Annotated in this window: 15 protein-coding genes; 5 read left to right on the forward strand and 10 right to left on the reverse strand. The window is 70.9% G+C overall.

The window, feature by feature from the left end; translation table 11 throughout:
- Positions 1-43: 43 nt before the first annotated feature.
- Positions 44-412, reverse strand: a complete 369-nt coding sequence (locus ACFFR3_RS38150) for a YbaB/EbfC family nucleoid-associated protein (RefSeq protein WP_345398876.1) — start codon at positions 410-412, stop codon at positions 44-46.
- A gap of 249 nt (positions 413-661) precedes the next feature.
- Positions 662-5,413 carry an ATP-dependent helicase gene (locus tag ACFFR3_RS38155; protein WP_379484711.1) on the reverse strand — a complete coding sequence of 1,584 codons (4,752 nt, stop codon included), beginning with the start codon at positions 5,411-5,413 and terminating at the stop codon, positions 662-664.
- A 91-nt stretch (positions 5,414-5,504) separates the two neighbouring features.
- On the opposite strand from ACFFR3_RS38155, the gene ACFFR3_RS38160 reads away from it, so the two are divergent.
- Positions 5,505-5,993, forward strand: coding sequence for a VOC family protein (locus tag ACFFR3_RS38160; protein ID WP_345398886.1), 489 nt, complete (start codon positions 5,505-5,507; stop codon positions 5,991-5,993).
- Here ACFFR3_RS38160 and ACFFR3_RS38165 read toward each other — a convergent pair whose 3' ends face one another.
- Positions 5,994-6,188: a hypothetical protein gene (locus tag ACFFR3_RS38165; protein WP_379484712.1), complete on the reverse strand. Its 195-nt coding sequence runs from the start codon at positions 6,186-6,188 to the stop codon at positions 5,994-5,996.
- A 43-nt stretch (positions 6,189-6,231) separates the two neighbouring features.
- Here ACFFR3_RS38165 and ACFFR3_RS38170 point away from each other — a divergent pair, with 43 nt between their 5' ends.
- Positions 6,232-6,426 carry a DUF3046 domain-containing protein gene (locus ACFFR3_RS38170; protein WP_111184544.1) on the forward strand — a complete coding sequence of 65 codons (195 nt, stop codon included), beginning with the start codon at positions 6,232-6,234 and terminating at the stop codon, positions 6,424-6,426.
- A gap of 39 nt (positions 6,427-6,465) precedes the next feature.
- On the opposite strand, the gene ACFFR3_RS38175 is transcribed toward ACFFR3_RS38170, so the two are convergent.
- Positions 6,466-6,741 (reverse strand): hypothetical protein, encoded by a 276-nt coding sequence (locus ACFFR3_RS38175; RefSeq protein ID WP_379484713.1) that lies wholly within the window; start codon positions 6,739-6,741, stop codon positions 6,466-6,468.
- A gap of 366 nt (positions 6,742-7,107) precedes the next feature.
- On the opposite strand from ACFFR3_RS38175, the gene recA reads away from it, so the two are divergent.
- The 3 genes from recA (at position 7,108) to rny (ending at position 12,869) form a co-directional block, all read left to right on the forward strand.
- Positions 7,108-8,202 (forward strand): recombinase RecA, encoded by a 1,095-nt coding sequence (recA, locus tag ACFFR3_RS38180; RefSeq protein WP_345398898.1) that lies wholly within the window; start codon positions 7,108-7,110, stop codon positions 8,200-8,202.
- Between the two features lie 11 nt (positions 8,203-8,213).
- Entirely contained in the window at positions 8,214-10,559 is a 2,346-nt protein-coding gene (gene recX / locus ACFFR3_RS38185) for a recombination regulator RecX (RefSeq protein ID WP_379484714.1), read from the forward strand.
- A 693-nt stretch (positions 10,560-11,252) separates the two neighbouring features.
- Positions 11,253-12,869, forward strand: a complete 1,617-nt coding sequence (gene rny / locus ACFFR3_RS38190) for a ribonuclease Y (protein WP_345398901.1) — start codon at positions 11,253-11,255, stop codon at positions 12,867-12,869.
- A gap of 4 nt (positions 12,870-12,873) precedes the next feature.
- On the opposite strand, the gene ACFFR3_RS38195 is transcribed toward rny, so the two are convergent.
- From ACFFR3_RS38195 to ACFFR3_RS38220, 6 genes are all read right to left on the reverse strand, one after another.
- Positions 12,874-14,691, reverse strand: coding sequence for a S9 family peptidase (locus ACFFR3_RS38195; RefSeq protein WP_379484715.1), 1,818 nt, complete (start codon positions 14,689-14,691; stop codon positions 12,874-12,876).
- A gap of 267 nt (positions 14,692-14,958) precedes the next feature.
- Entirely contained in the window at positions 14,959-15,804 is an 846-nt protein-coding gene (locus ACFFR3_RS38200; protein ID WP_345398907.1) for a glutamate ABC transporter substrate-binding protein, read from the reverse strand.
- 106 nt (positions 15,805-15,910) lie between these two features.
- Positions 15,911-16,828 carry an amino acid ABC transporter permease gene (locus ACFFR3_RS38205; RefSeq protein ID WP_345398910.1) on the reverse strand — a complete coding sequence of 306 codons (918 nt, stop codon included), beginning with the start codon at positions 16,826-16,828 and terminating at the stop codon, positions 15,911-15,913.
- Entirely contained in the window at positions 16,825-17,493 is a 669-nt protein-coding gene (locus tag ACFFR3_RS38210) for an amino acid ABC transporter permease (RefSeq protein ID WP_364377827.1), read from the reverse strand. Before ACFFR3_RS38210 ends, ACFFR3_RS38205 begins: the two co-directional genes overlap by 4 nt.
- Positions 17,494-17,550: 57 nt before the next feature.
- The gene (locus ACFFR3_RS38215; protein WP_345398916.1) at positions 17,551-18,423 is read right to left on the reverse strand and encodes a glutamate ABC transporter substrate-binding protein; all 873 of its coding nucleotides are present in this window, start codon (positions 18,421-18,423) and stop codon (positions 17,551-17,553) included.
- A 19-nt stretch (positions 18,424-18,442) separates the two neighbouring features.
- Positions 18,443-19,198, reverse strand: a complete 756-nt coding sequence (locus ACFFR3_RS38220) for an amino acid ABC transporter ATP-binding protein (RefSeq protein ID WP_355431948.1) — start codon at positions 19,196-19,198, stop codon at positions 18,443-18,445.
- Positions 19,199-19,319 lie beyond the last annotated feature (121 nt).

Below are 19,319 nucleotides of genomic sequence, written 5' to 3' on the forward strand. Positions count from 1 at the left end.
GCGGCTTGACGATGTCGGGCACCAGGTTCGGATCGAGCGGCATCTACTTCTTCTCCGTCCGCGGCAGGTCAGAACCCGGGAAGAACAGATCGGCGCCGGCCTCGGGTCCGAACAGGTCCTCGAAGGGGAGGGTGGGGGTGAAGGGCTCCATCAGCTCCCGCATCTCGCCGGACACCTGCCGGGTGGCGTCCTTGATCTGGGCCATGATGGAGTCGGACAGCTCCGACGGTGACAGCTTGCGGTAGACCCGCGGGTCGAGCTCGATGGCCTGCACATCGCCTCGAGGGCCGACGGTGACGGTGACCATGCCGTCACGGGACTTGGCGGTCGCCGTCAGGTCGCGCATCTTCTCCTGCGCCTGTTTGAGCTGCTCGGCCTGCTGATTGACCTCCTTCACGAGCTGCTCCAGCAACCGCCAATGCTCTTGAGATGTCATCGCCGCCCTCAGATCAACGCCGCGTAACCGTGATCATCGAATCCCCATCATTTATCACTTCAGCCCCATATCGGGACAGCAGAATCGATAAAGACGGGGAGCCCGCACCACGCTCGCAGGCCATCGGTGATGTTCCTCTCGCAACCGCTCCGTCCGTGCCCAGAACACGTCAGCGGCGGGGGCCAGGCGTGCGTGGCAGGGTCGCTCGCCCCCGGAGCGGTGTGGTCAGGCGCGCAGGCGCAGGCCGCGGGGGGTGGGGTGGAAGCCGGCTGCTTCCAGGGCCGCCGCCAGCGGGGAGTCGACGATGCTGGCGCCGTCGGCGCGTTCGACGGTCAGCTTGCCCAGAGCGCCGTCGCGTACGGCCAGAGCCAGCGCGTCGACCGCCGGCCGCAGCCGGTCGCCGTCGGTGAACGACAGCAGCGTCTTGCCGCCGCGCTCGACATAGAGCACCAGGTGCCCGTCCACGAGCACGACCAGCGAACCGGCCTTCCTGCCCGGCTTGTGACCGACCTCGCCGGGATGCTGCGGCCAGGGCAGCGCGGCGCCGTACGGGCTGGCCGGGTCGGCCGCCGCCAGCACCACGGCCCGCCGCCCCGACCCTCCTGAACCACCATCCGCGCCCCTGGCCGACCGCCCCCCGAAGCCGGGCACGTCGCCGGGTGCCGTGGCGCTGAAGCCCGGGTCAGGGGGCGGAGCGGCGCCGGGGGACATGGCGCGCATGCGGTCGACCGCGCCGGGCAGCGCGAACTGGGCGCCGCCGAGCCCCTCGACGAAGTAGCCGCGCCGGCACCGCCCGCTCTCCTCGTACGCCCGCAACACCTGGTAGACGGGCGTGAACCCGCCGGGCAGCCGTTCGGAGGTCACCGCCCCCCGCGTCACCACACCATGCCGCTCGAGCAGGACCTCGGCCTGGGCGTGCGCCCGTTGCGTGGCGTCGGCGGCCGGCTCGGGCAGCAGCCACCACCGCCCTGCCACGGTCGGCGGCCCGCTGCGGCTCGGCAGCACGGCCCGGCGCCGCCGCGTGGTGGCGGGCCGGTGGGCGGGCCGCCCGGTGCCGAGCGTGGCCCGCAGCGGCGCCAGCGTGTCACCCGAGACGCGCCCGGCCCACACGAGGTCCCACAGAGCGGACACGAGCGTGGCGTCGTCGAGCGAGCCGAGCTGGTCGGAGATGCCGCGGAAGAACAGCGCGCCGCCCCCGCCGAGCAGCTCGAGAATCCGCTCGTGGATCGGAGTCATGGTGATCTCGGCGGGCTCGGGCATCAGCAGCGGCGCGGTGTCGGCGAAGTAGAGGGACACCCAGCCGTCGCCGCCGGGCAGCGACCCCTGACCGGCCCACATCAGGTCGCCCGACGAGGTCAGCTCGTCGAGCAGCGCCGGATGGTAGCCGGGCACCCGCGACGGCAGCACCAGCGTCTCCAGCGCGGAGGCCGGGACGGCGGCGCCCTGGAGTTGTTCGATGGAGCGTACGAGCGCGTCCATCGCACGAGCCGACCCGATCGCGCCAGGAGAGACCTCGGCGGCGGTGATGCCGTGCCAGGCGGGCAGGAACCTGGCGAGCGTCTCGGGCGCGACCGGCTCCACCTCTTTACGCAGCCGGGCCAGCGACCTGCGGCGCAACATCCGCAGCACGCCCGCGTCGCACCACTCCTCACCCCGCCCGCCGGGCCGGAACTCCCCGTTCACGACCCGGCCCGACGCGGCCAGCCGCCGCAGCGCGTCGGTCACCACGGCCACGCCGAGCCCGAACCTGGCGGCGGCCGTACCGGCGTGGAAGGGCCCGCGCGTGCGGGCGTGCCTGGCCACCAGGTCGGCCAGCGGGTCGGCCACCGGCTCCAGGAACGCGTGCGGCACCCCGACGGGCGGCGGGACGCCGAGCGCGTCGCGCATGCGGCCGGCGTCCTCGATGGCCGCCCACTGCTCCTCGCCGGCCACCCGCACCCTGATCGCCCGCCTGGCCCGCTCGAGCTCCTCCAGCCAGGCCGGATCGCCGCCGCGCACGCTCACGTCGGGCGCGAGCAGCGGCCCGTGGGAGCGCAGCAGGTCGGCGAGGTCCTCCACGTCGCGCAGCGGCCGGTCGAGCCTGGCCAGCTCGCGTTCGGTGTCGGAGATGACGTCGGGGTCTAGCAGCTCGCGCAGGTCGGCCTGGCCGAGCAACTCCGCGAGCAGCGTGGTGTCGAGCGCCAGGGCCTGCGCGCGGCGTTCGGCGAGCGGAGCGTCGCCCTCGTACATGAACGCGCCCACGTAGTGGAACAGCAGCGCCGCGGCGAACGGCGAGGCCTGCGAGGTCTCCACCTCCACCACCCGCACCCTGCGGGCGGCTATGTCGCGCATGAGCTGCACCAGCCCGGGCACGTCGAAGACGTCCTGGAGGCACTCGCGCATGGTCTCCAGCACGATCGGGAACGAGGCGTATTGCGAGGCCACGCCCAGCAGATGGGCGGCCCGCTGCCGCTGCTGCCACAGCGGGCTGCGCCGGCCCGGCGTGCGGCGCGGCAGCAGCAGCGCACGGCCCGCGCACTCCCTGAACCGGGAGGCGAACATGGCGGAACCGCCCAGCTCCTCGGTGACGATCTGCTCGATCTCGTCGGCGTCGAAGGCCGCGACGTCGGTCGGCGGCTCGGCCAGCGTGTCGGGGATGCGCAGCACGATGCCGTCGTCGGAGTGCACGGCCTGGACGTCGATGCCGTAGCGCTCGCGCAGCCGCCGGTTGATCGCCAGGGCCCACGGGGCGTGCACGCGGGCGCCGTAGGGGGAGTGGATCACCACCCGCCAGTCACCCAGCTCGTCGTGGAAGCGCTCGACCAGCAGGGTGCGGTCGTCGGGGACGTAGCCGGTGGCCTCGCGCTGCTCGCGCAGGTAGGCAAGCAGGTTGCCCGAGGCGTATTCGTCGAGCCCGGCCGCCTGCATGCGTTCGGTGGAGTCCTGTTTCGCCTGTTCGCGCAGGAACTGCCCGATCGCCTTGCCCAGCTCGGCCGGCCGCCCCGGCGCGTCGCCGTGCCAGAACGGCAGCTTGCCCGGCTGCCCCGGCGCCGGCGAGACCAGCACCCGGTCGGCGGTGATGTCCTCGATGCGCCAGGAGGTCGCGCCCAGCACGAACACGTCGCCGACGCGCGACTCGTAGACCATCTCCTCGTCGAGCTCGCCCACCCGGGAGGCGCGCTCGCCCACCAGGAACACGCCGAACAGGCCGCGGTCGGGGATCGTGCCGCCGTTGGTGACCGCCAGCCGCTGCGCGCCAGGCCGCCCCTGGAGGGTGCCGGTGACGCGGTCCCAGACGATGCGGGGGCGCAGCTCGGCGAACTCCTCGCTCGGATAGCGCCCGGCCAGCATGTCGAGGGTGGCCTCAAGCGCGCTGCGCGGCAGCGTCGCGTAGGGGGCGGCCCGCTTGACCACGCTCTCCAGCTCGTCGACCGTCCACTCGTCGAGCGCGGTCATCGCCACGATCTGCTGCGCCAGCACGTCGAGCGGATTACGCGGATAGCGCAGCTCCTCGATGAGGCCGCTCTTCATCCGCTCCGCTACCACCGCCGTCTGTACGAGATCGCCGCGGTATTTGGGGAAGATGACGCCCTTCGACACCGCGCCCACCTGGTGGCCTGCCCGGCCGATGCGCTGCAGGCCGCTGGCCACGCTCGGCGGCGCCTCCACGCACGCGACCAGGTCGACCGAGCCCATGTCGATGCCCAGTTCGAGACTGGACGTGGCGACCACGGCGGGCAGCCGGCCCGACTTCAGCGCCTCCTCGATCTGCGCGCGCTCCTCCTTGGAGACCGAGCCGTGGTGGGCGCGGACGATCTCCGTCACCGCCCCCTTGCTCGCCCCCGCCTGCGCCATCAGGTCGGCAGGCATGCGCGTGGGCGGCTCGGAGCCCGCGGGGGGTGTCTCCCAGATCGACAGGTCGATGGTCTCGGCGCCGTGCTCGCGCTCGTAGGCCAGCTCGTTGAGCCTGGTGCACAGCCGCTCGGCCAGCCGGCGCGAGTTGGCGAACACGATCGTGGAGCTGTGGGACCCGATCAGGTCGAACAACCGGTCCTCCACGTGGGGCCAGATCGATCGGCTGCCCGGCTCCGGCGCGAACTCCTCGCCCTCCTCGCCCCCCTGGCTCGGCCGGCCCTCCATCTCCGTCATGTCCTCGACGGGGACGACGACCTCGACCTCGATGCGCTTGTCCGACGGCGGCTGCACCACCGTGGCGGGGCGCGTGCCGCCCAGGAACGCCGCGACCTCGCTCACCGGGCGTACGGTCGCCGACAGCCCCACCCGCTGCGCCGGCTTGTCGAGCAGCGCGTCGAGCCGCTCGAGTGTCAGCGCGAGGTGGGCGCCGCGCTTGGTGGCCGCGACCGCGTGCACCTCGTCGACGATCACCGTCTCGACGCCGCGCAGCGCCTCGCGCGCCTGGCTCGTCAGCAGCAGGAACAGCGACTCGGGCGTGGTGATGAGGATGTCGGACGGCCGCGACGCGAACCGCCTGCGGTCTTCCGCCGGGGTGTCGCCCGAGCGGATCGCCACCGAGATGTCCGGCACCGGCAGGCCCAGCCGCCTCGCCGTCTGCTTCAGGCCGGCCAGCGGGGCGCGCAGATTGCGCTCGACGTCGACGGCCAGGGCCTTGAGCGGCGACACGTAGACGACCCGCGTGCCCATTGGCCGCTCTGTCGGCTTGGCCTGCTCTGTCGCCTTCGCCCGCTGCGTCGCCTTCGCGTGCTCCGTCGTTTTCGCGCGCCCTCGCGCCGCCGCCACTTTCGCGCCCTTCGGCGCGTCTTCCATGGCGGGCGGCTCTCCGAGGTCGCGGGCCGCCAGCCTGTCGAGCGACCACAGGAACGCCGCCAGCGTCTTGCCCGACCCCGTCGGCGCCACGACCAGCGTGTTGTCGCCACGCGAGATCGACTCCCACGCCCCCTCCTGAGCGGCGGTGGGGGCCTGGAAGGCTCCGGCGAACCATTCCCTGGTCACCTGGCTGAACTGGGCTAGCGAGCTCACCAGCACATACTGCCTCGCGCCACCGACAGAAAACGCATTCGCCCCCGGGGCGGGACGGTTGAGCGGGCGCCCTGGCGGACATACAGCGACCGTGACCATCGACTACGCGGCCATCGAAGCCCGCCGTGCGGAAATACGTGAGCGCTACGTGTTAGCGCACCGGCCCTCCAGCAGCGCACGAGGACTGCACCACATGGCGCTGCTCTCGTCCGACGTCGAACGGACCATCAAGTTCTACCAGGAGCTCCTGGAGTTCCCGCTCACCGAGATCTTCGAGAATCGCGACTACAAGGGCTCCAACCACTTCTTCTTCGACATCGGCAACGGCAACCTGCTGGCCTTCTTCGACTTCCCCGGGCTCGACCTGGGGCCGTACCAGGAAGTGCTCGGCGGGCTGCACCACGTTGCGATCTCCGTCGACCCCGCCACGTGGGAACGGCTGCGCGGGAAGCTGGAGATGGCCGGCGTGCCGCACCAGATAGAGAGCGGCGCCTCCATCTACTTCAGGGACCCCGACGGCGCCCGGCTGGAGCTGCTCGCCGACCATCTCGGTGAGATGTACGGCGCGCGGGTGATGTGACTAGCGCCGCGACGCCCTGCGCGTGCGCGGCCTGCCTGCTCGCGGCGCCTGCCTGATGCCGGCGTGCCGCTCGGCGCGCTCGGCCTTCTCCTTCTTCACGGCCTGCCGCAGCAGGGCTAAGAGGTGACGGCGTCTGGCCCTGTTGGCCTTCGTCTCGGCGGTCTTCGGGGGTGAAGACTTGGGGGTCTTTGGCATGCGGTTGTCCTACCCACCCCCGGGGCGCTTCCATACTTGAGTGATGCGCCTGACCGAGTTCTGGAGACGGATGAACGCCCATTTCGGCGAGACCTACGCCGAGTCGTGGGCCCGCGACTATGTCCTCGCCCCGCTGGGCGGTCGCACCGTCGTCCAGGCGCTGGCCGACGGCGAGAGCGCCAAGACGGTGTGGCGGGCGGTCTGCCAGGTGGAGGACGTCTCGCCGAAGCTCCGCTGACCGCGCTCACTCCACGCTCACTTCACGCTCACTCCGCGCTCACTCCACGCTGGGCGCGTCGAGCGTACGGCGCAGCGCCGCGCACGTGCCCTCCAGGTCGTCGGCCGTTCCCTGCCCGCGCGGCGACCACAGGAACCGCCATCCGTCGTTCGCCGGGGTGGCGAAGACGAGGGTCTGGCGGCTCGTACGCGGATGCCACACCCACAACACAGGATCGTCGCCCCCGACCGTCCTGCTGACGAGGCCGTGCGCGGGCAGCAACGCGGCGAGTGCCTCGAGACGGGCGCGCCGTTCCCCGGTGTAGCCGCTCACCACGTGCGCCTCCAAGCGTCGCCGTTGCAGTGAGTCTCCCCAGCTCAGACCTCGGCCAACACGCCGCGCGAGGGTGATGGGGAACGGTCGGCGGCGCGTGATCGCGACGTCACCGACCGCTGAACCGGCCGGCCTTTTCAGGACGCCCGCCTCGCTCCGACCCGGGACGGGGGAGCACCGGGCGTCCCTGTGACACGCGGGATGGCGATGATCAATGGCTACCTGCGTGTTCCTGCTGTGATCGAACAGCCGTTCGGCTACGATGGACCAAGCCGGGCCACGTCTTCCCCGACTGCGGCAGAAATTGTCGGTGGCAGGCCGTAGCTTTCACTCGACTGATCGGACCACGACCCTCCAGGGGGAGTTCCCATGGCTATCAACGACCGCGAGAAGGCCCTCGAGACCGCCCTCGCTCAGATCGAGCGGCAGTTCGGCAAGGGCTCCGTCATGAGGCTGGGCGACGACGCCCGAGCTCCCATCGAGGTGATCCCCACCGGGTCCATCTCCCTGGACGTCGCCCTTGGCATCGGCGGCCTGCCGCGCGGGCGCATCGTGGAGATCTACGGCCCCGAGTCCTCGGGTAAGACGACGATCGCCCTGCACGCGGTGGCCAACGCCCAGCGCGCCGGCGGCATCGCCGCGTTCATCGACGCCGAGCACGCCCTCGACCCCGAATACGCCAAGAAGCTCGGGGTCGACACCGACGCCCTGCTGGTCTCCCAGCCCGACACGGGTGAGCAGGCGCTCGAGATCGCCGACATGCTGATCAGGTCGGGCGCCGTCGACATCATCGTCATCGACTCGGTGGCGGCCCTGGTGCCCAAGGCCGAGATCGAGGGCGAGATGGGCGACAGCCACGTCGGCCTCCAGGCCCGCCTCATGTCCCAGGCGCTGCGCAAGATCGCCGGCGCCCTCAGCAGCACCGGCACCACCGCCATCTTCATCAACCAGCTCCGCGAGAAGATCGGCGTCATGTTCGGCAGCCCCGAGACCACGACCGGTGGTAAGGCGCTGAAGTTCTACGCCTCGGTCCGCATGGACATCCGGCGCATCGAGACCCTCAAGGACGGCACGGAGGCGGTCGGCAACCGCACTCGGGTCAAGATCGTCAAGAACAAGATGGCTCCGCCCTTCCGGGTCGCCGACTTCGACATCCTCTACGGCGTGGGCATCTCCCGCGAGGGCGGCCTCATCGACATGGGTGTGGAGCACGGCTTCGTCCGCAAGTCCGGCGCCTGGTACACGTACGAGGGCGACCAGCTCGGCCAGGGCAAGGAAAACGCGCGTAACTTCCTGCGCAACCACCCCGACATGGCCAACGAGATCGAGAAGAAGATCAAGGACAAGCTGGGCGTGGGCCCGCGTCTCGACGCTCCCGTCGAGGCCGCCGCCGCGGCCCCTGCTCCGGCCGCCACCTCCTCGGGCCGCGGCTCCAAGTCCACCCCCAAGCCGGGTGACGTCTGAGCGTCGGCCGCATGAGCAACACCGACCGGCCACAGGTGCCCCGTACACCGGAGCGGGGCGCCTGGCCCGACCCCTCCACCCGCCGCCGCGACCTGGCCCGCTCAGCCACGGACGGCTGGCCGTCGGTGTCCGAGTGGCGCGCCCAACGCACCCGCGAACGCGCCGCCCAGGAACCCCCCGCCGAAGGCTCTCCTGAGACACCAACAGCAAGCCTCGCGGAAGACGAAGAGAAAAAGACGCCAGCAGAAGACACCGCCCCTGAGACCACCACGGCAGGGGCCCACCCCAAAGGCACCTCCGCACCGACCGCGGCGAAAGACGCCACCCCTGAGACCACGACGGCAGGGGGCCACCTTGAAGGCGCTCCTGCGCCGGTCACGGCGGAAGGCATCACTGCTGAGGCCACAGCGGCAGGGGAGCAGGCCGAAAGCGCGCCTGCACCTGCACCGGCGGCAGCGGAAGGCGCTCCCTCTTCCCTCATCCCAGGGACTGCCACGACAGAAGACCGCGCAGGGGAGCCATCCGAAGCCACGGTGCCAGGGTCTGGCCGACCCATCGCTGATGCACCCGTGCCCGACGTGGCACCACGGCAGACGTGGCCTCAGGCAGCGGCGGCTGACCGGGACGCCGCCGAGACACCTGCGGCTGGCTCCGCGCAAGCCCCCGTGCAGCCCCCGGAGCCCGGCTCCGCGCGAGCTGCCGTACAGTCCCCGGGGCCCGGCTCCGCGCGAGTTGCCGGGCAGCCCCTGGACCACGACGACCCCGAGCGTGCGGAGGCCGGCTCGGCGGCGGAGCGAGCTGAGGTCAGTGGAAACGGCGCCTGGTGGGGCTCCGAGACCAGCTGGACCCCACCGGCCGTTGTCACCTCGCCGACCGTCGGGCTCCCGCCGACTGCGGGATTCTCACCGGCCGATGACGGCACCCCACCAGAGCCGCCTCGCGGTGCTCAACACCCCTTCTTCGCGCGTGAGGACAAAGAGGGCTCCGTAGCGGCGCAGGACGGCGACGACACCCGTCCAGGTGCTTCGCCGCAGCGCCGCCCGGGTGACGAATGGCACTCGGAGGTCCTCCCCGGCCCCAGCTGGTTCGCCCCCGCTCCAGAAGAGGGTGACTCCGGCCGACCGGGCCGATCACGCCGCAGTGGCGCTTCACGCTCAAGCCGATCCGGTACGACGTCCGCAGGCGCTTCAGCGGGAAACCGATCCAGTACGCCGTCCGCAGGGGCCTCAGCGGGAAGCCGATCCCGCAAGGGTCGCGGCCAACCATCCCCCGGCACCGGGCCGACCGGTGCCGGACAAGACGCCTTCGATGACGCACCCGACTGGCTCACCGGAGGGCCGGACTCGTCGGATGAGGGGCGTGGGGCGTACGGGGGAGGACGAGACTCACTTGGCGGCCGCGGCTCCTCGCGGGGGAAACGTGGCGCCGGTTTCGGTGCGGCAACAGGGCCCTCTGATGAAGGCGCGGAGCCGTTTGGTGCGGAAGCCGGGCCGTCCGGCGACGGCGCTGGAGTGTTCGGCGGAGGGACCGGGGCGGCCGATGAGGGTGCCGGGCCGTTCAGTGATGAGGGGACCGGGGCGGCCGGTGACGGTGCGGGGCCGTTCGGTGGTGAGGGTGCCGGGTCGTTCGGTGGTGAGAGTGGGGCGATCGGTGCGGGAGCCGGGGGCTCTAAGGGGGAGAGCGGGGCGTTCGGCGGGGGAGCCGGGGGTTCCAGCGGGGAGGGAGAGGCGTTCGGTGAGGGGACTGCGCGGCGGGGGCGCAAGGGGGGCCGGTACGGGAAGAAGTCGCGTAAGGGTGGCGCTCAGGGCCGGGGATGGCTGCCTGACGGGCCCGATGGCGACAGCCCGGCCGGCGCTGCACCCCAGGCGGATCCGGAGTCGGTGGCTCGGGCCATCTGCCTGCGTCTGCTCACCATGGCGCCCAAGACCCGCGCTCAGCTCGCGGAGGCCCTGCGTAAGCGGGACGTGCCGGAGGAGGCTGCGGAGGCGGTGCTCAGCCGGTTCTCGGAGCTGGGGCTGATCAATGACGAGGCGTTCGCGGCGGCCTGGGTCGACTCACGTCATCACGGTCGCGGACTGGCCAAGCGGGCGCTGGCGGCCGAGTTGCGCCATCGGGGTGTGGACAGTGAGACGGTCAGTGAGGCCGTGGAGCGGCTCGACCCCGACCAGGAGGAGGAGACGGCCCGGCGGCTCGTCGAACGCAAGCTCGCCGCCACCCGCTCCCTCGACCCGCAGAAGCGCACCCGCCGGCTGGCCGGCATGCTGGCCCGCAAGGGCTACCCCTCCGGCCTCGCCTTCCGCGTCATCCGCGAGGCCCTCGAACAGGAGGGCATCGAGATGGACGAAGACTTCTCGTAGGAACCTGTATCGCGTCCCGAGCCCCGGCGCGTCCCGGCGCGTCCCGCACTCCGGCCGTCCCACACCCCGGCCGTCCCACACCCCGGCCGTCCCGCACCCCGGGCGCTTCCCACGCACTGGCGCGGTGGGAGGATCCCCGCGCTTAAGGTTCACCGCCTCCGTGCTGCCTGCGTGCTGCCTCCGCGCTGGCCCCGTGCTGGCTCCGTGCGGCTTCTATGCCGCCTCCGTGCCGCGCCCCCGTGCTGGCTCCGTGCCGGCTTCTGTGCCGCTGCGGCAGGGCTTGCGTGTTGGGGTGGCGGGGTGGGGGCCCAAAAGCGGCTGGGGGGCGTGAGGTGGGCAATTCAGTGGCAATGGCGGATATGGGGTTGGGTGGGGAGATGCGCGCACGTAAGACACGCTTGATGCCTCGTTTGCTTGCTCGTGACCTGTTCGACGCATAACCTCGACGGCAGTGAGGAGTTACTCCGCGCAGCGCGGATTGCCATACCGGTGAACGACGGACGAATGGGCTTGGTTGATCGAGGCAGGCGAGGTGTCGGCTTTGGCGGTCGACGCCCGGTCGGTCGTGGCTTGATCTCGATCGTGGCGATCATGCCGATCATGCCGACCCGGCGATCCGCGGCGCGCCTGTGACCCCTCCTACATTGTGGCCGCGTTATGAGTTCTTGACGACGCGAGGAGGGCGGGGCGCACATGGGGCCGCTGGTCGTGGTGCTGATGGTGGCGGTGCTCGTGCTCGCGTTCGGCATGATAGGGGCGCTCCTCGTCGTGGTACGGCGCACGTCCGGCGGTGTGCCGCGCGCCGGTAAGCCGGATCCCGAGCAGCTGGAGACCGTGCACGAGGAGCTGGAGCAGGCGCGCGAGGAGGCGCGGGAGATCCGCACCAAGGCGGAGAGCGACGCCGAGGACATCCTGCGCAGGTCGGAGGCGGCGGCCGAGAGCGCCGCGCAGATGCGGCGCGAGGTCGAGGAGGAGAGCCGGATACTCAAGTCCGAGCTCAAGGAGCTGCGCGCCGACCTGGAGCGCAGGGAGGCCCGGCTGGCCGAGCGGGAGCAGCGGCTGGACGAGGAGGCCAGGCGGCAGGCCGAGCGCGACAGGAAGCTGGCCGAGACGGAGATCGAGCTGGCCGACCGCCGTGAGGAGCTGCTGCGGGTCGAGGACGAACGCCGGGTCATCCTGGAGCGGGTGGCCGGGCTGACCGGGGAGCAGGCCAAGGCCGAGCTGGTCAAGGAGATCGAGAACCAGGCCAAGCGCGAGGCGGCGCTGATCGTCAGGGAGATCGAGGGCGAGGCCCGCAAAGAGGGCGAGAAGCGGGCCACGAAGATCGTCACGCTGGCCGTGCAGCGGCTGGCGGCGGAGCAGACGGCCGAGTCGGTCGTGAGCGTGCTGCACCTGCCGGGCGACGAGATGAAGGGCCGGATCATCGGGCGTGAGGGGCGTAACATCCGCGCGTTCGAGTCCACGACCGGGGTCAATCTGATCATCGACGACACGCCAGAAGCGGTGCTGCTGTCGTGTTTCGACCCGGTCAGGCGGGAGACGGCGCGGCTGACGCTGGAGAAGCTGGTGCTCGACGGCCGCATCCACCCGCAGCGCATCGAGGAGGCGCACGACCGCAGCCGCCAGGAGGTCCAGGACCTGTGCGCGCGGGCGGGTGAGGACGCCCTGGTCGAGCTGGGCATCACCGACATGCACCCGGAGCTGACGCTGCTGCTCGGGCAGCTGCGCTACCGCACCTCCTACGGCCAGAACGTGCTCAAGCACCTCATCGAGTCGGCCCACATCGCCGGCATCATGGCGGCCGAGCTGAAGATGAACCAGACGCTGATGAAGCGCTGCGCCCTGCTCCACGACATCGGCAAGGCGCTCACCCACGAGGTCGAGGGCAGCCACGCGCTGATCGGGGCCGAGATCGCCCGCCGTTACGGCGAGGAGGAGGACGTGGTGCACGCCATCGAGGCGCACCACAACGAGGTCGAGGTCCGTACGGTCGAGGCGGTGCTCACCCAGGCCGCCGATGCGATCAGCGGCAGCCGCCCCGGCGCCAGGCGGGAGTCGCTGGAGGCGTACGTGAAGAGGCTGGAGCGGCTGGAGGAGATCGCGCAGTCGTACGAGGGCGTGGAGAAGGTGTTCGCCATGCAGGCCGGGCGGGAGATCCGGGTCATGGTCAAGCCCGACGCCATCGACGACATCCAGGCCCAGGTGATCGCCCGCGACGTGGCCAAGCAGGTGGAGGAGGAGCTGACGTACCCGGGGCAGATCCGCATCACCGTGGTGCGGGAGTCGCGCGCGACCGAGTTCGCGCGCTGACCCCTCAGGCGAAGAGCTGCTGGTAGAAGGCCAGCTCGGCGGCGAGCGCGGCGACGCGGGTCTCGGTGCGGCGGAAGCCGTGCGACTCGCCCTCGAACGCGAGGTACGTGCACGGCACCCCACGCTCGGACAAGGCGTCGGAGAAGGCCGTCGACTGCTGGGGCGGCACGACGGGGTCGTCGAGGCCCTGGAGGAGCAGCATGGGGCAGGTGACGCCGTCGACGAGGGCGAGGGGTTCGCGGCCGGCGTAGACCTCGGGGTCCTCCGGGCCGACCAGCCACTCCACGTACCGTGACTCGAAGTCGTGCGTGTGGGCGTTGAGCGGGCCGAGCGCGCTGACCCCGTAGTACGACACCCCGCCCGCGAACACGTCCGACCGGCAGCACGCGGCCATCACGGTCCAGCCGCCCGCGCTGCCGCCGCGTACGGCGATCTTGCCCGGGTCGGCCAGGCCCTCGGCGGCCAGCCATTCGGCGGCGGCGACCGTGTCGGCGACGTCGACCAGCCCCCACTGGCCCTTGAGCCGGTCGCGGTAGGCCCTGCCGTAGCCGGTCGAGCCGCCGTAGTTGACGTCGAGGACGCCGATGCCGCGCGAGGTCAGGAACGCCTTCTCCAGGTCGAGCCCGGTGTCGGCGTGGGCGGTCGGGCCGCCGTGCACGAAGATCACGTAGGGGGACGGGCCGTCGCCCGCGGCCTCGGCGTGCGGCGGGTAGAGGTAGGCGTGGACGTCGCCTCCCACGAGCACGGCCCGGGGCACCGGCAGGTAGGCGGGGTCGGGCAGGGCGGCGGAGTCGCCGGTGAGCCGCTCGTGAGCGCCCGTCGCGGTGTCGACGGTGACGACCGAGCGGGGCGTCGTGGCGGCGTAGCCGATGCCGGTCACGGCGGAGCCGTCGGCGGTCAGGGCCGCGTCCCAGCCGGTGCAGGGCGTCTCCAGGTCGGTGAGCGTGCCGCGCGCCGGGTCGAGCAGGCCGAGCCGCAGGTCGCCGCGCCCGTGCAGGACCGCGAGCCGGCCGTCGCCGAGCACGGCGTACGGCATGCCGCCCAGCCGCCACGGCGGCAGCGTGAACTCCTCGTCGGCCGGGCACAACGCCCGCGCCCCTTCGCCGCGCAGGCCGATCTCGTAGAGGTTCCACCAGCCGGAGGCGTCGGAGACGAGGTAGAGCCGGGAGTCGTCCTTCCAGCAGGGCGACAGCACGGATTCGTCGGCGCCGCCGCGCACGGTCCACGTCTCGCCGTCGGAGAGGCGGGTGACGCGTAGGTCGGTGCCGTCCCAGGGCATGCGGGGGTGGTTCCAGCAGACGTAGGCGAGATGCCGCCCGTCGGGGGACAAGGTGGGGGATGCGTAGAAGTCGCTGCCGGTGGCCCATTCGCGCACATCGCCGCCGTCGAGCGGGATCGCGACGACGGCCCTGGTGACCTTGCCGTCCTCGGCGTGCCGCTCGCGTACGCACCACACCTGGCCGTCCCGCACCACCAGGTCGGCGTAGCGGCCGTCCTCCTCCGTGAGGGGTTTCGGTTCGCCGTTTTCGCCCAGAACGTAGAGGCGCTGGTCCTTGAGGTTGGCGAACACGACGTCGCCCGACGGGGTCAGCGCATAGGGGCGGCCGCCGTACTCGTGGACCCGGGTGCGCGCGCACCACGGCGCGGGCAGCAGGTCACGGCGGGTGCCGTCGGCGTCGCGGCGCACGATCGTGGTGCGCCCGCCCTCGTCGGGGCGGTCCTCGGTCCACCACACCCGGCCGTCGCGGGCCGTGGGCCAGCCGGGACGGACGCCCGAAGCGGCCACGTCTCTGGTCGAAATGGGGGAGGGCCAGAAAGGCATACCCGCATCCTGCCGGAAGATCGCCGGGAGTGCGGGCCGGTCCTCACAGTTCAGCGCCCGTTCCCCGAGATCACCCGGACCGGGAGCCCAAGGTGAGAGCCCCCGGCACGCGCGCATGGACGCGCGGGTCAGGGGCGAGGGGATGACCTCGTGGGGTGCGGGTCAGGGGCGAGGGGACGGCCTCGTGGGGTGCGGGTCAGGGGCGAGGCGGCGACCTCACGGGGGTGCGGGTCTGGGGGACTCATAGGGGCGGGGGCCTCAGGTGGATCAGGGGCAGCCGGCGGAGCGGGGTGGGCCTTGCGGGAGCGTCAGGTGGGAGCGGCCGAACCATTTGCGCAGCAGCCGGTCGGCCGTCCCGTCCCGCCACATGGCGGTGATGGCCCGGTTGACGGCCGCGCAGGTCTCGACGTCGCCCTGCTTCAGCCCCACCCCCCACTGCTCGTCGCTGATCGGCTCGTTGAGCAGCCGGAACCGGCCTGGTTCGCGCTCGACGTACCCGGCCAGGGCGAGGTTCTCGGTGCTGACCGCGTCGAGCAGGTTGGCGGCGAGCTTGCGCACGCAGGCGGAGTAGTTGACGGCGGGCACGAGCTGCGCGGGCAGGTCGAGCTTGCCGTCGGGCGGCGGGTCCACGATCCGCCGGTACGAGTTCGACCCCTCGGCCAGGCAGATCCGCTTGCCGCGCAGGTCGCTCACGTGGCGGATGCGGGTGTCGCCGGCGCGGACCATGGTGTCCTGGCTGACGATCACGTACGGCCCGCCGAACGTCACCTTGGGCTTGCGGGACTCGGTGATCGAGTACGAGGCCACGATCAGGTCCACGGTGCCGTTCTGCAGCAGCGACTCGCGGGTGGACGACGGCGACTCGCGCCAGGTGATGGCGACCTCGGCGCCGCCCGACAGGTGGCGGACGAGGTAGCGGGCGACGTCCACGTCGAAGCCCTGCGGGTCGCCGCTGCCGGTGCGCAGGGCGAGGCCGGGCTGGTCCCATTTGGTGCCGACGACGACCGTACCGGTGTCCTTGATCTTGTCGACGACGGTCGCGGGCCGCCCCACGCCGCCGCACGCGGCCAGGCCCAGCGTCACGGCCGCTCCCGCGAGCACCACCCCACGCATGGTCTACGGCTAACCAGAAGGGCGCAGCGGTAACCCGGTGTGGGACATCTCTGGGTAAAGCGACGAAGCCCCGGCGAGGGATTCGCCGGGGCTTCGTCGACAGGGGTCATTCCACGGGACGGTCGGGTGCCAGGCCACCGCCTTCGGTGCCCTGGCCCGCGGCCACGCCCACCTCGGCGGAGCCGGGCGCCGCGACGGGCCGCGCCGCCGTCTTCTTGCTGCGCCGGCTGCGCCGCTCCAGCCAGGTGGCCAGATAGCTGAGCACCAGGTTGAGCGCCACGTAGATGATGCCGATGACGATCGCCGCCGGGATCAGCGAGCCGAAGAACGCGGCAGGCAGGATCTTGAAGCCGGTGTTGAGCAGGTCGACGTAGGCGATGATGTAGCCGAGCGCGGTGTCCTTCAGCAGCACCACGAGCTGGCTGACGATCGCCGGCATCATCGCCGTGATGGCCTGCGGCAGCAGCACCAGCCGCAGCACCTGGTTCTTGCGCATGCCGACCGCGTACGCCGCCTCCGACTGCCCCTTGGGCACCGCGTGCACGCCGGCCCTGACGACCTCGGCGAGCACCGATCCGTTGTAGAGCGTGAGGCCGAGCACGACGGCCGCGAACGCGTAGTCGCCGCCGCCGAACAGCGTGGGCGCCAGGTAGAAGATGAAGAAGATCAGCAGCAGCAGCGGGATCGCCCGGAAGACCTCGACCACGACGCCCGCCGGGATGCGGATCCAGGCGTGGTCGGAGAGCCGGGCCAGACCGAAGATCGCGCCGAACGCCAGTGCCAGCACCGCGGCCACGGCCGCCGCGCGCAGTGTGCCGATCAGACCCGGGATGATGAAGACCTGCCAGGTGTTCCACTCCAGGAACGGCTGCCAGATCTTGCCCTCGAACTGGCCCTTGGCGTCGAAGCCGCGGTAGACGCCGTACAGGACGGCGAGCACCGCGATGACGCTGATCACGGTCAGCCCGTGGTTGCGCAGCCGCCCGCGCGGCCCGGGGGCGTCGAAGAGTACGGAGGTGCTCATCGGACCACCGCCAGCCGCCGCGACAGCCAACCGGTGAAGAAGCCGATCGGCATGGTCAGTGCCATGAACGCGACGATGATGCCGAGGAAGATCGGGATCGACGCGCCGGTCGTGTCAAAGGTGATCTTCATGACCGCCGCAGAGTCGAGGAGGAAACCACCGGCCGTCGCGACCGTGGTGTTCTTGATCATGGCGATCATCACGCTGCCCAGCGGCGCGATGACCGCGCGGAACGCCTGAGGCAGGATGATCATCGTCAGCGACTGCATGAACGTCAGCCCGATCGCCCTGGCCGCCTCCGCCTGGCCCATCGGCACCGTGTTCACGCCGGCGCGCAGCGCCTCGCAGACGAAGGCCGCGGTGTAGACCGACAGCCCCATCGACACGATCCAGAACGAGTTGGTCGTCGGCGTCTCGGAGAACACCAGGCCGAGCTGGTCGCTCAGGCCCAGCGCGGAGAACGCCAGCACCAGCGTCAGCGGGGTGTTGCGCACCACGTTGACGTAGATCGTCCCGGCCGCACGCAGGACCGGGGTGGGGGAGACCCGCATCGCCACCAGAATCGTGCCGAGGATCAGGGAGGCGACCGCGGACACGAGGGAGAGCTTGACGTTCTCCAGGAATCCCAGCCCGAGGTCGGGGGCGTACTTGATGAGTTCGTCCATTGTGCTCCACCGCATAGGCAGCGGCGGCCGGTCATCCGGCCGCCGCTATTGGTGAGATCAGGCGCAGCCCTCGGCCGGCGGCGCCTGCGTCGAGAGGTTGAGGCCCTGGATGCCGCCGAACCACTTGTCCAGCAGCTGCTTCATGGTGCCGTCGTCCCACAGCTTCTTGACCGCCGTGTTCACGGCCTCGCACGTCTTGGTGTCGCCCTTCTTCAGGCCGACGCCGTACTTCTCGTCGGTGAAGCCCTGGCCGAGCACCTTGAAGTTGCCGCCGGCCTGCTTGGCGAAGCCCGCCAGGATCAGGTCGTCGGTGGTGACCGCGTCGAGGTTGCTGCCGCTCAGCTTCTGCACGCACTCGGAGTAGTTGGCGGCGTCGACGGTGGTGGCGTCGATGTCGAGCTCACCGTCCGGCGGCGGGTCGGTGATCCGCTTGTACGAGTTGGAGCCCGCGGCCTTGCAGATCTTCTTGCCCTTGAGGTCCTGCGGGGCGTTGATGGAGGTGTCGTCCTTGCGGACCATCACGTCCTGGTGCGCCACGACGTAGGGGCCGCCGAAGGTGACCTTGCCCTTGCGCTCCTCGGTGATGGAGTAGGTGGCGAAGATGATGTCGACCGTGCCGTTCTGCAGGAACGGCTCACGGTTGGAGGAGGCGGACTCCTTCCATTCGATCTTCACGTCCTTGCCGCCGGCCACTTCCTTCAGTACGGCCTTGGCCACGTCGACGTCGAAACCCTCGGGCTCGCTGCCCGTCTTGAGGCCCAGGCTCGGCTGGTCCCACTTGGTGCCGACCACAATGGTGCCGCCCCCGGCGATCTTGTCGGCCACGGTGGCGTAGTCGCCGCCACCGCCGCCGCTCTCGCCGCCGCAGGCCGCGAGGCCGGCGGCCATCGCCAGCACCGAGAGCACTGCTCCCATTCGACGCATGTGCATGTGTTCCCTGCCTTGGTTGTCAGTGCGTGAGAATCTTCGAAAGGAAGTCACGCGCCCGGTCCGTCTGCGCGTTGGTGAAGAACTCGTCGGGGGTGTTCTCCTCCACGATCTGCCCGTCGGCCATGAACACCACCCGGTTGGCCGCCCTCCGGGCGAATCCCATCTCGTGCGTGACGACCACCATGGTCATCCCGTCACGGGCCAGCCCGACCATGACGTCGAGCACCTCTTGCACCATCTCGGGGTCGAGGGCGGAGGTCGGCTCGTCGAACAGGATCATCTTCGGGTCCATGGCCAGCGCCCTGGCGATGGCGACCCGCTGCTGCTGGCCGCCGGAAAGCTGGGCCGGATATTTGTCCGCCTGCGCGGCGATGCCCACCCGTTCGAGCAGCTCCATCGCGCGCTTGTTCGCGGCGTCCTTGGCGACTCCGCGCACCTTGACCGGGCCGAGAGTGACGTTCTCCCTGATGGTCTTGTGCGCGAACAAGTTGAACGACTGGAAGACCATGCCGACTTCGGAACGCAGCCGCGCCAGCCCCTTGCCCTCCTCGGGCAGGACCTGACCGTCGAAAATGATCTTTCCGTCGCTGATCGTCTCCAGCCGGTTCATCGTGCGGCACAAAGTGGACTTACCGCCGCCCGATGGGCCGATGACGACCAGGACCTCGCCACGAGAGACGGTCAAGTTGATGTTCTTCAGGACGTGCAACGCCCCGAAGTGCTTGTTGACGTTCTCCAACTGGACCAGTGGAGTGGCGTCGCCGTTCTCCGTCATGGAGTAAAACGTAGAGGGCATTAGAACGCTGTGCACTAACCGAGCGGTACCGATCCGATCACATCATGCCGTCAAGCTGGCCTTTTAGAACCGTACGGCCCTTGTCAAGGCTGACTGCGAC

It is taken from the genome of Nonomuraea salmonea (assembly GCF_042428605.1).
Taxonomy (GTDB): domain Bacteria; phylum Actinomycetota; class Actinomycetes; order Streptosporangiales; family Streptosporangiaceae; genus Nonomuraea; species Nonomuraea salmonea.

What these genes read in the sequence shown, in the direction of transcription:
- ACFFR3_RS38200 (WP_345398907.1), bottom strand. Translation starts at nt 15,804, where the DNA reads ATGCGTGGGGTGGTGCTCGCGGGAGCGGCCGTGACGCTGGGCCTGGCC.
- ACFFR3_RS38165 (WP_379484712.1), bottom strand. Translation starts at nt 6,188, where the DNA reads ATGCCAAAGACCCCCAAGTCTTCACCCCCGAAGACCGCCGAGACGAAG.
- ACFFR3_RS38215 (WP_345398916.1), bottom strand. Translation starts at nt 18,423, where the DNA reads ATGCACATGCGTCGAATGGGAGCAGTGCTCTCGGTGCTGGCGATGGCC.
- ACFFR3_RS38205 (WP_345398910.1), bottom strand. Translation starts at nt 16,828, where the DNA reads ATGAGCACCTCCGTACTCTTCGACGCCCCCGGGCCGCGCGGGCGGCTG.
- ACFFR3_RS38170 (WP_111184544.1), top strand. Translation starts at nt 6,232, where the DNA reads ATGCGCCTGACCGAGTTCTGGAGACGGATGAACGCCCATTTCGGCGAG.
- rny (WP_345398901.1), top strand. Translation starts at nt 11,253, where the DNA reads ATGGGGCCGCTGGTCGTGGTGCTGATGGTGGCGGTGCTCGTGCTCGCG.
- recX (WP_379484714.1), top strand. Translation starts at nt 8,214, where the DNA reads ATGAGCAACACCGACCGGCCACAGGTGCCCCGTACACCGGAGCGGGGC.
- ACFFR3_RS38195 (WP_379484715.1), bottom strand. Translation starts at nt 14,691, where the DNA reads ATGCCTTTCTGGCCCTCCCCCATTTCGACCAGAGACGTGGCCGCTTCG.
- ACFFR3_RS38220 (WP_355431948.1), bottom strand. Translation starts at nt 19,198, where the DNA reads ATGACGGAGAACGGCGACGCCACTCCACTGGTCCAGTTGGAGAACGTC.
- recA (WP_345398898.1), top strand. Translation starts at nt 7,108, where the DNA reads ATGGCTATCAACGACCGCGAGAAGGCCCTCGAGACCGCCCTCGCTCAG.
- ACFFR3_RS38210 (WP_364377827.1), bottom strand. Translation starts at nt 17,493, where the DNA reads ATGGACGAACTCATCAAGTACGCCCCCGACCTCGGGCTGGGATTCCTG.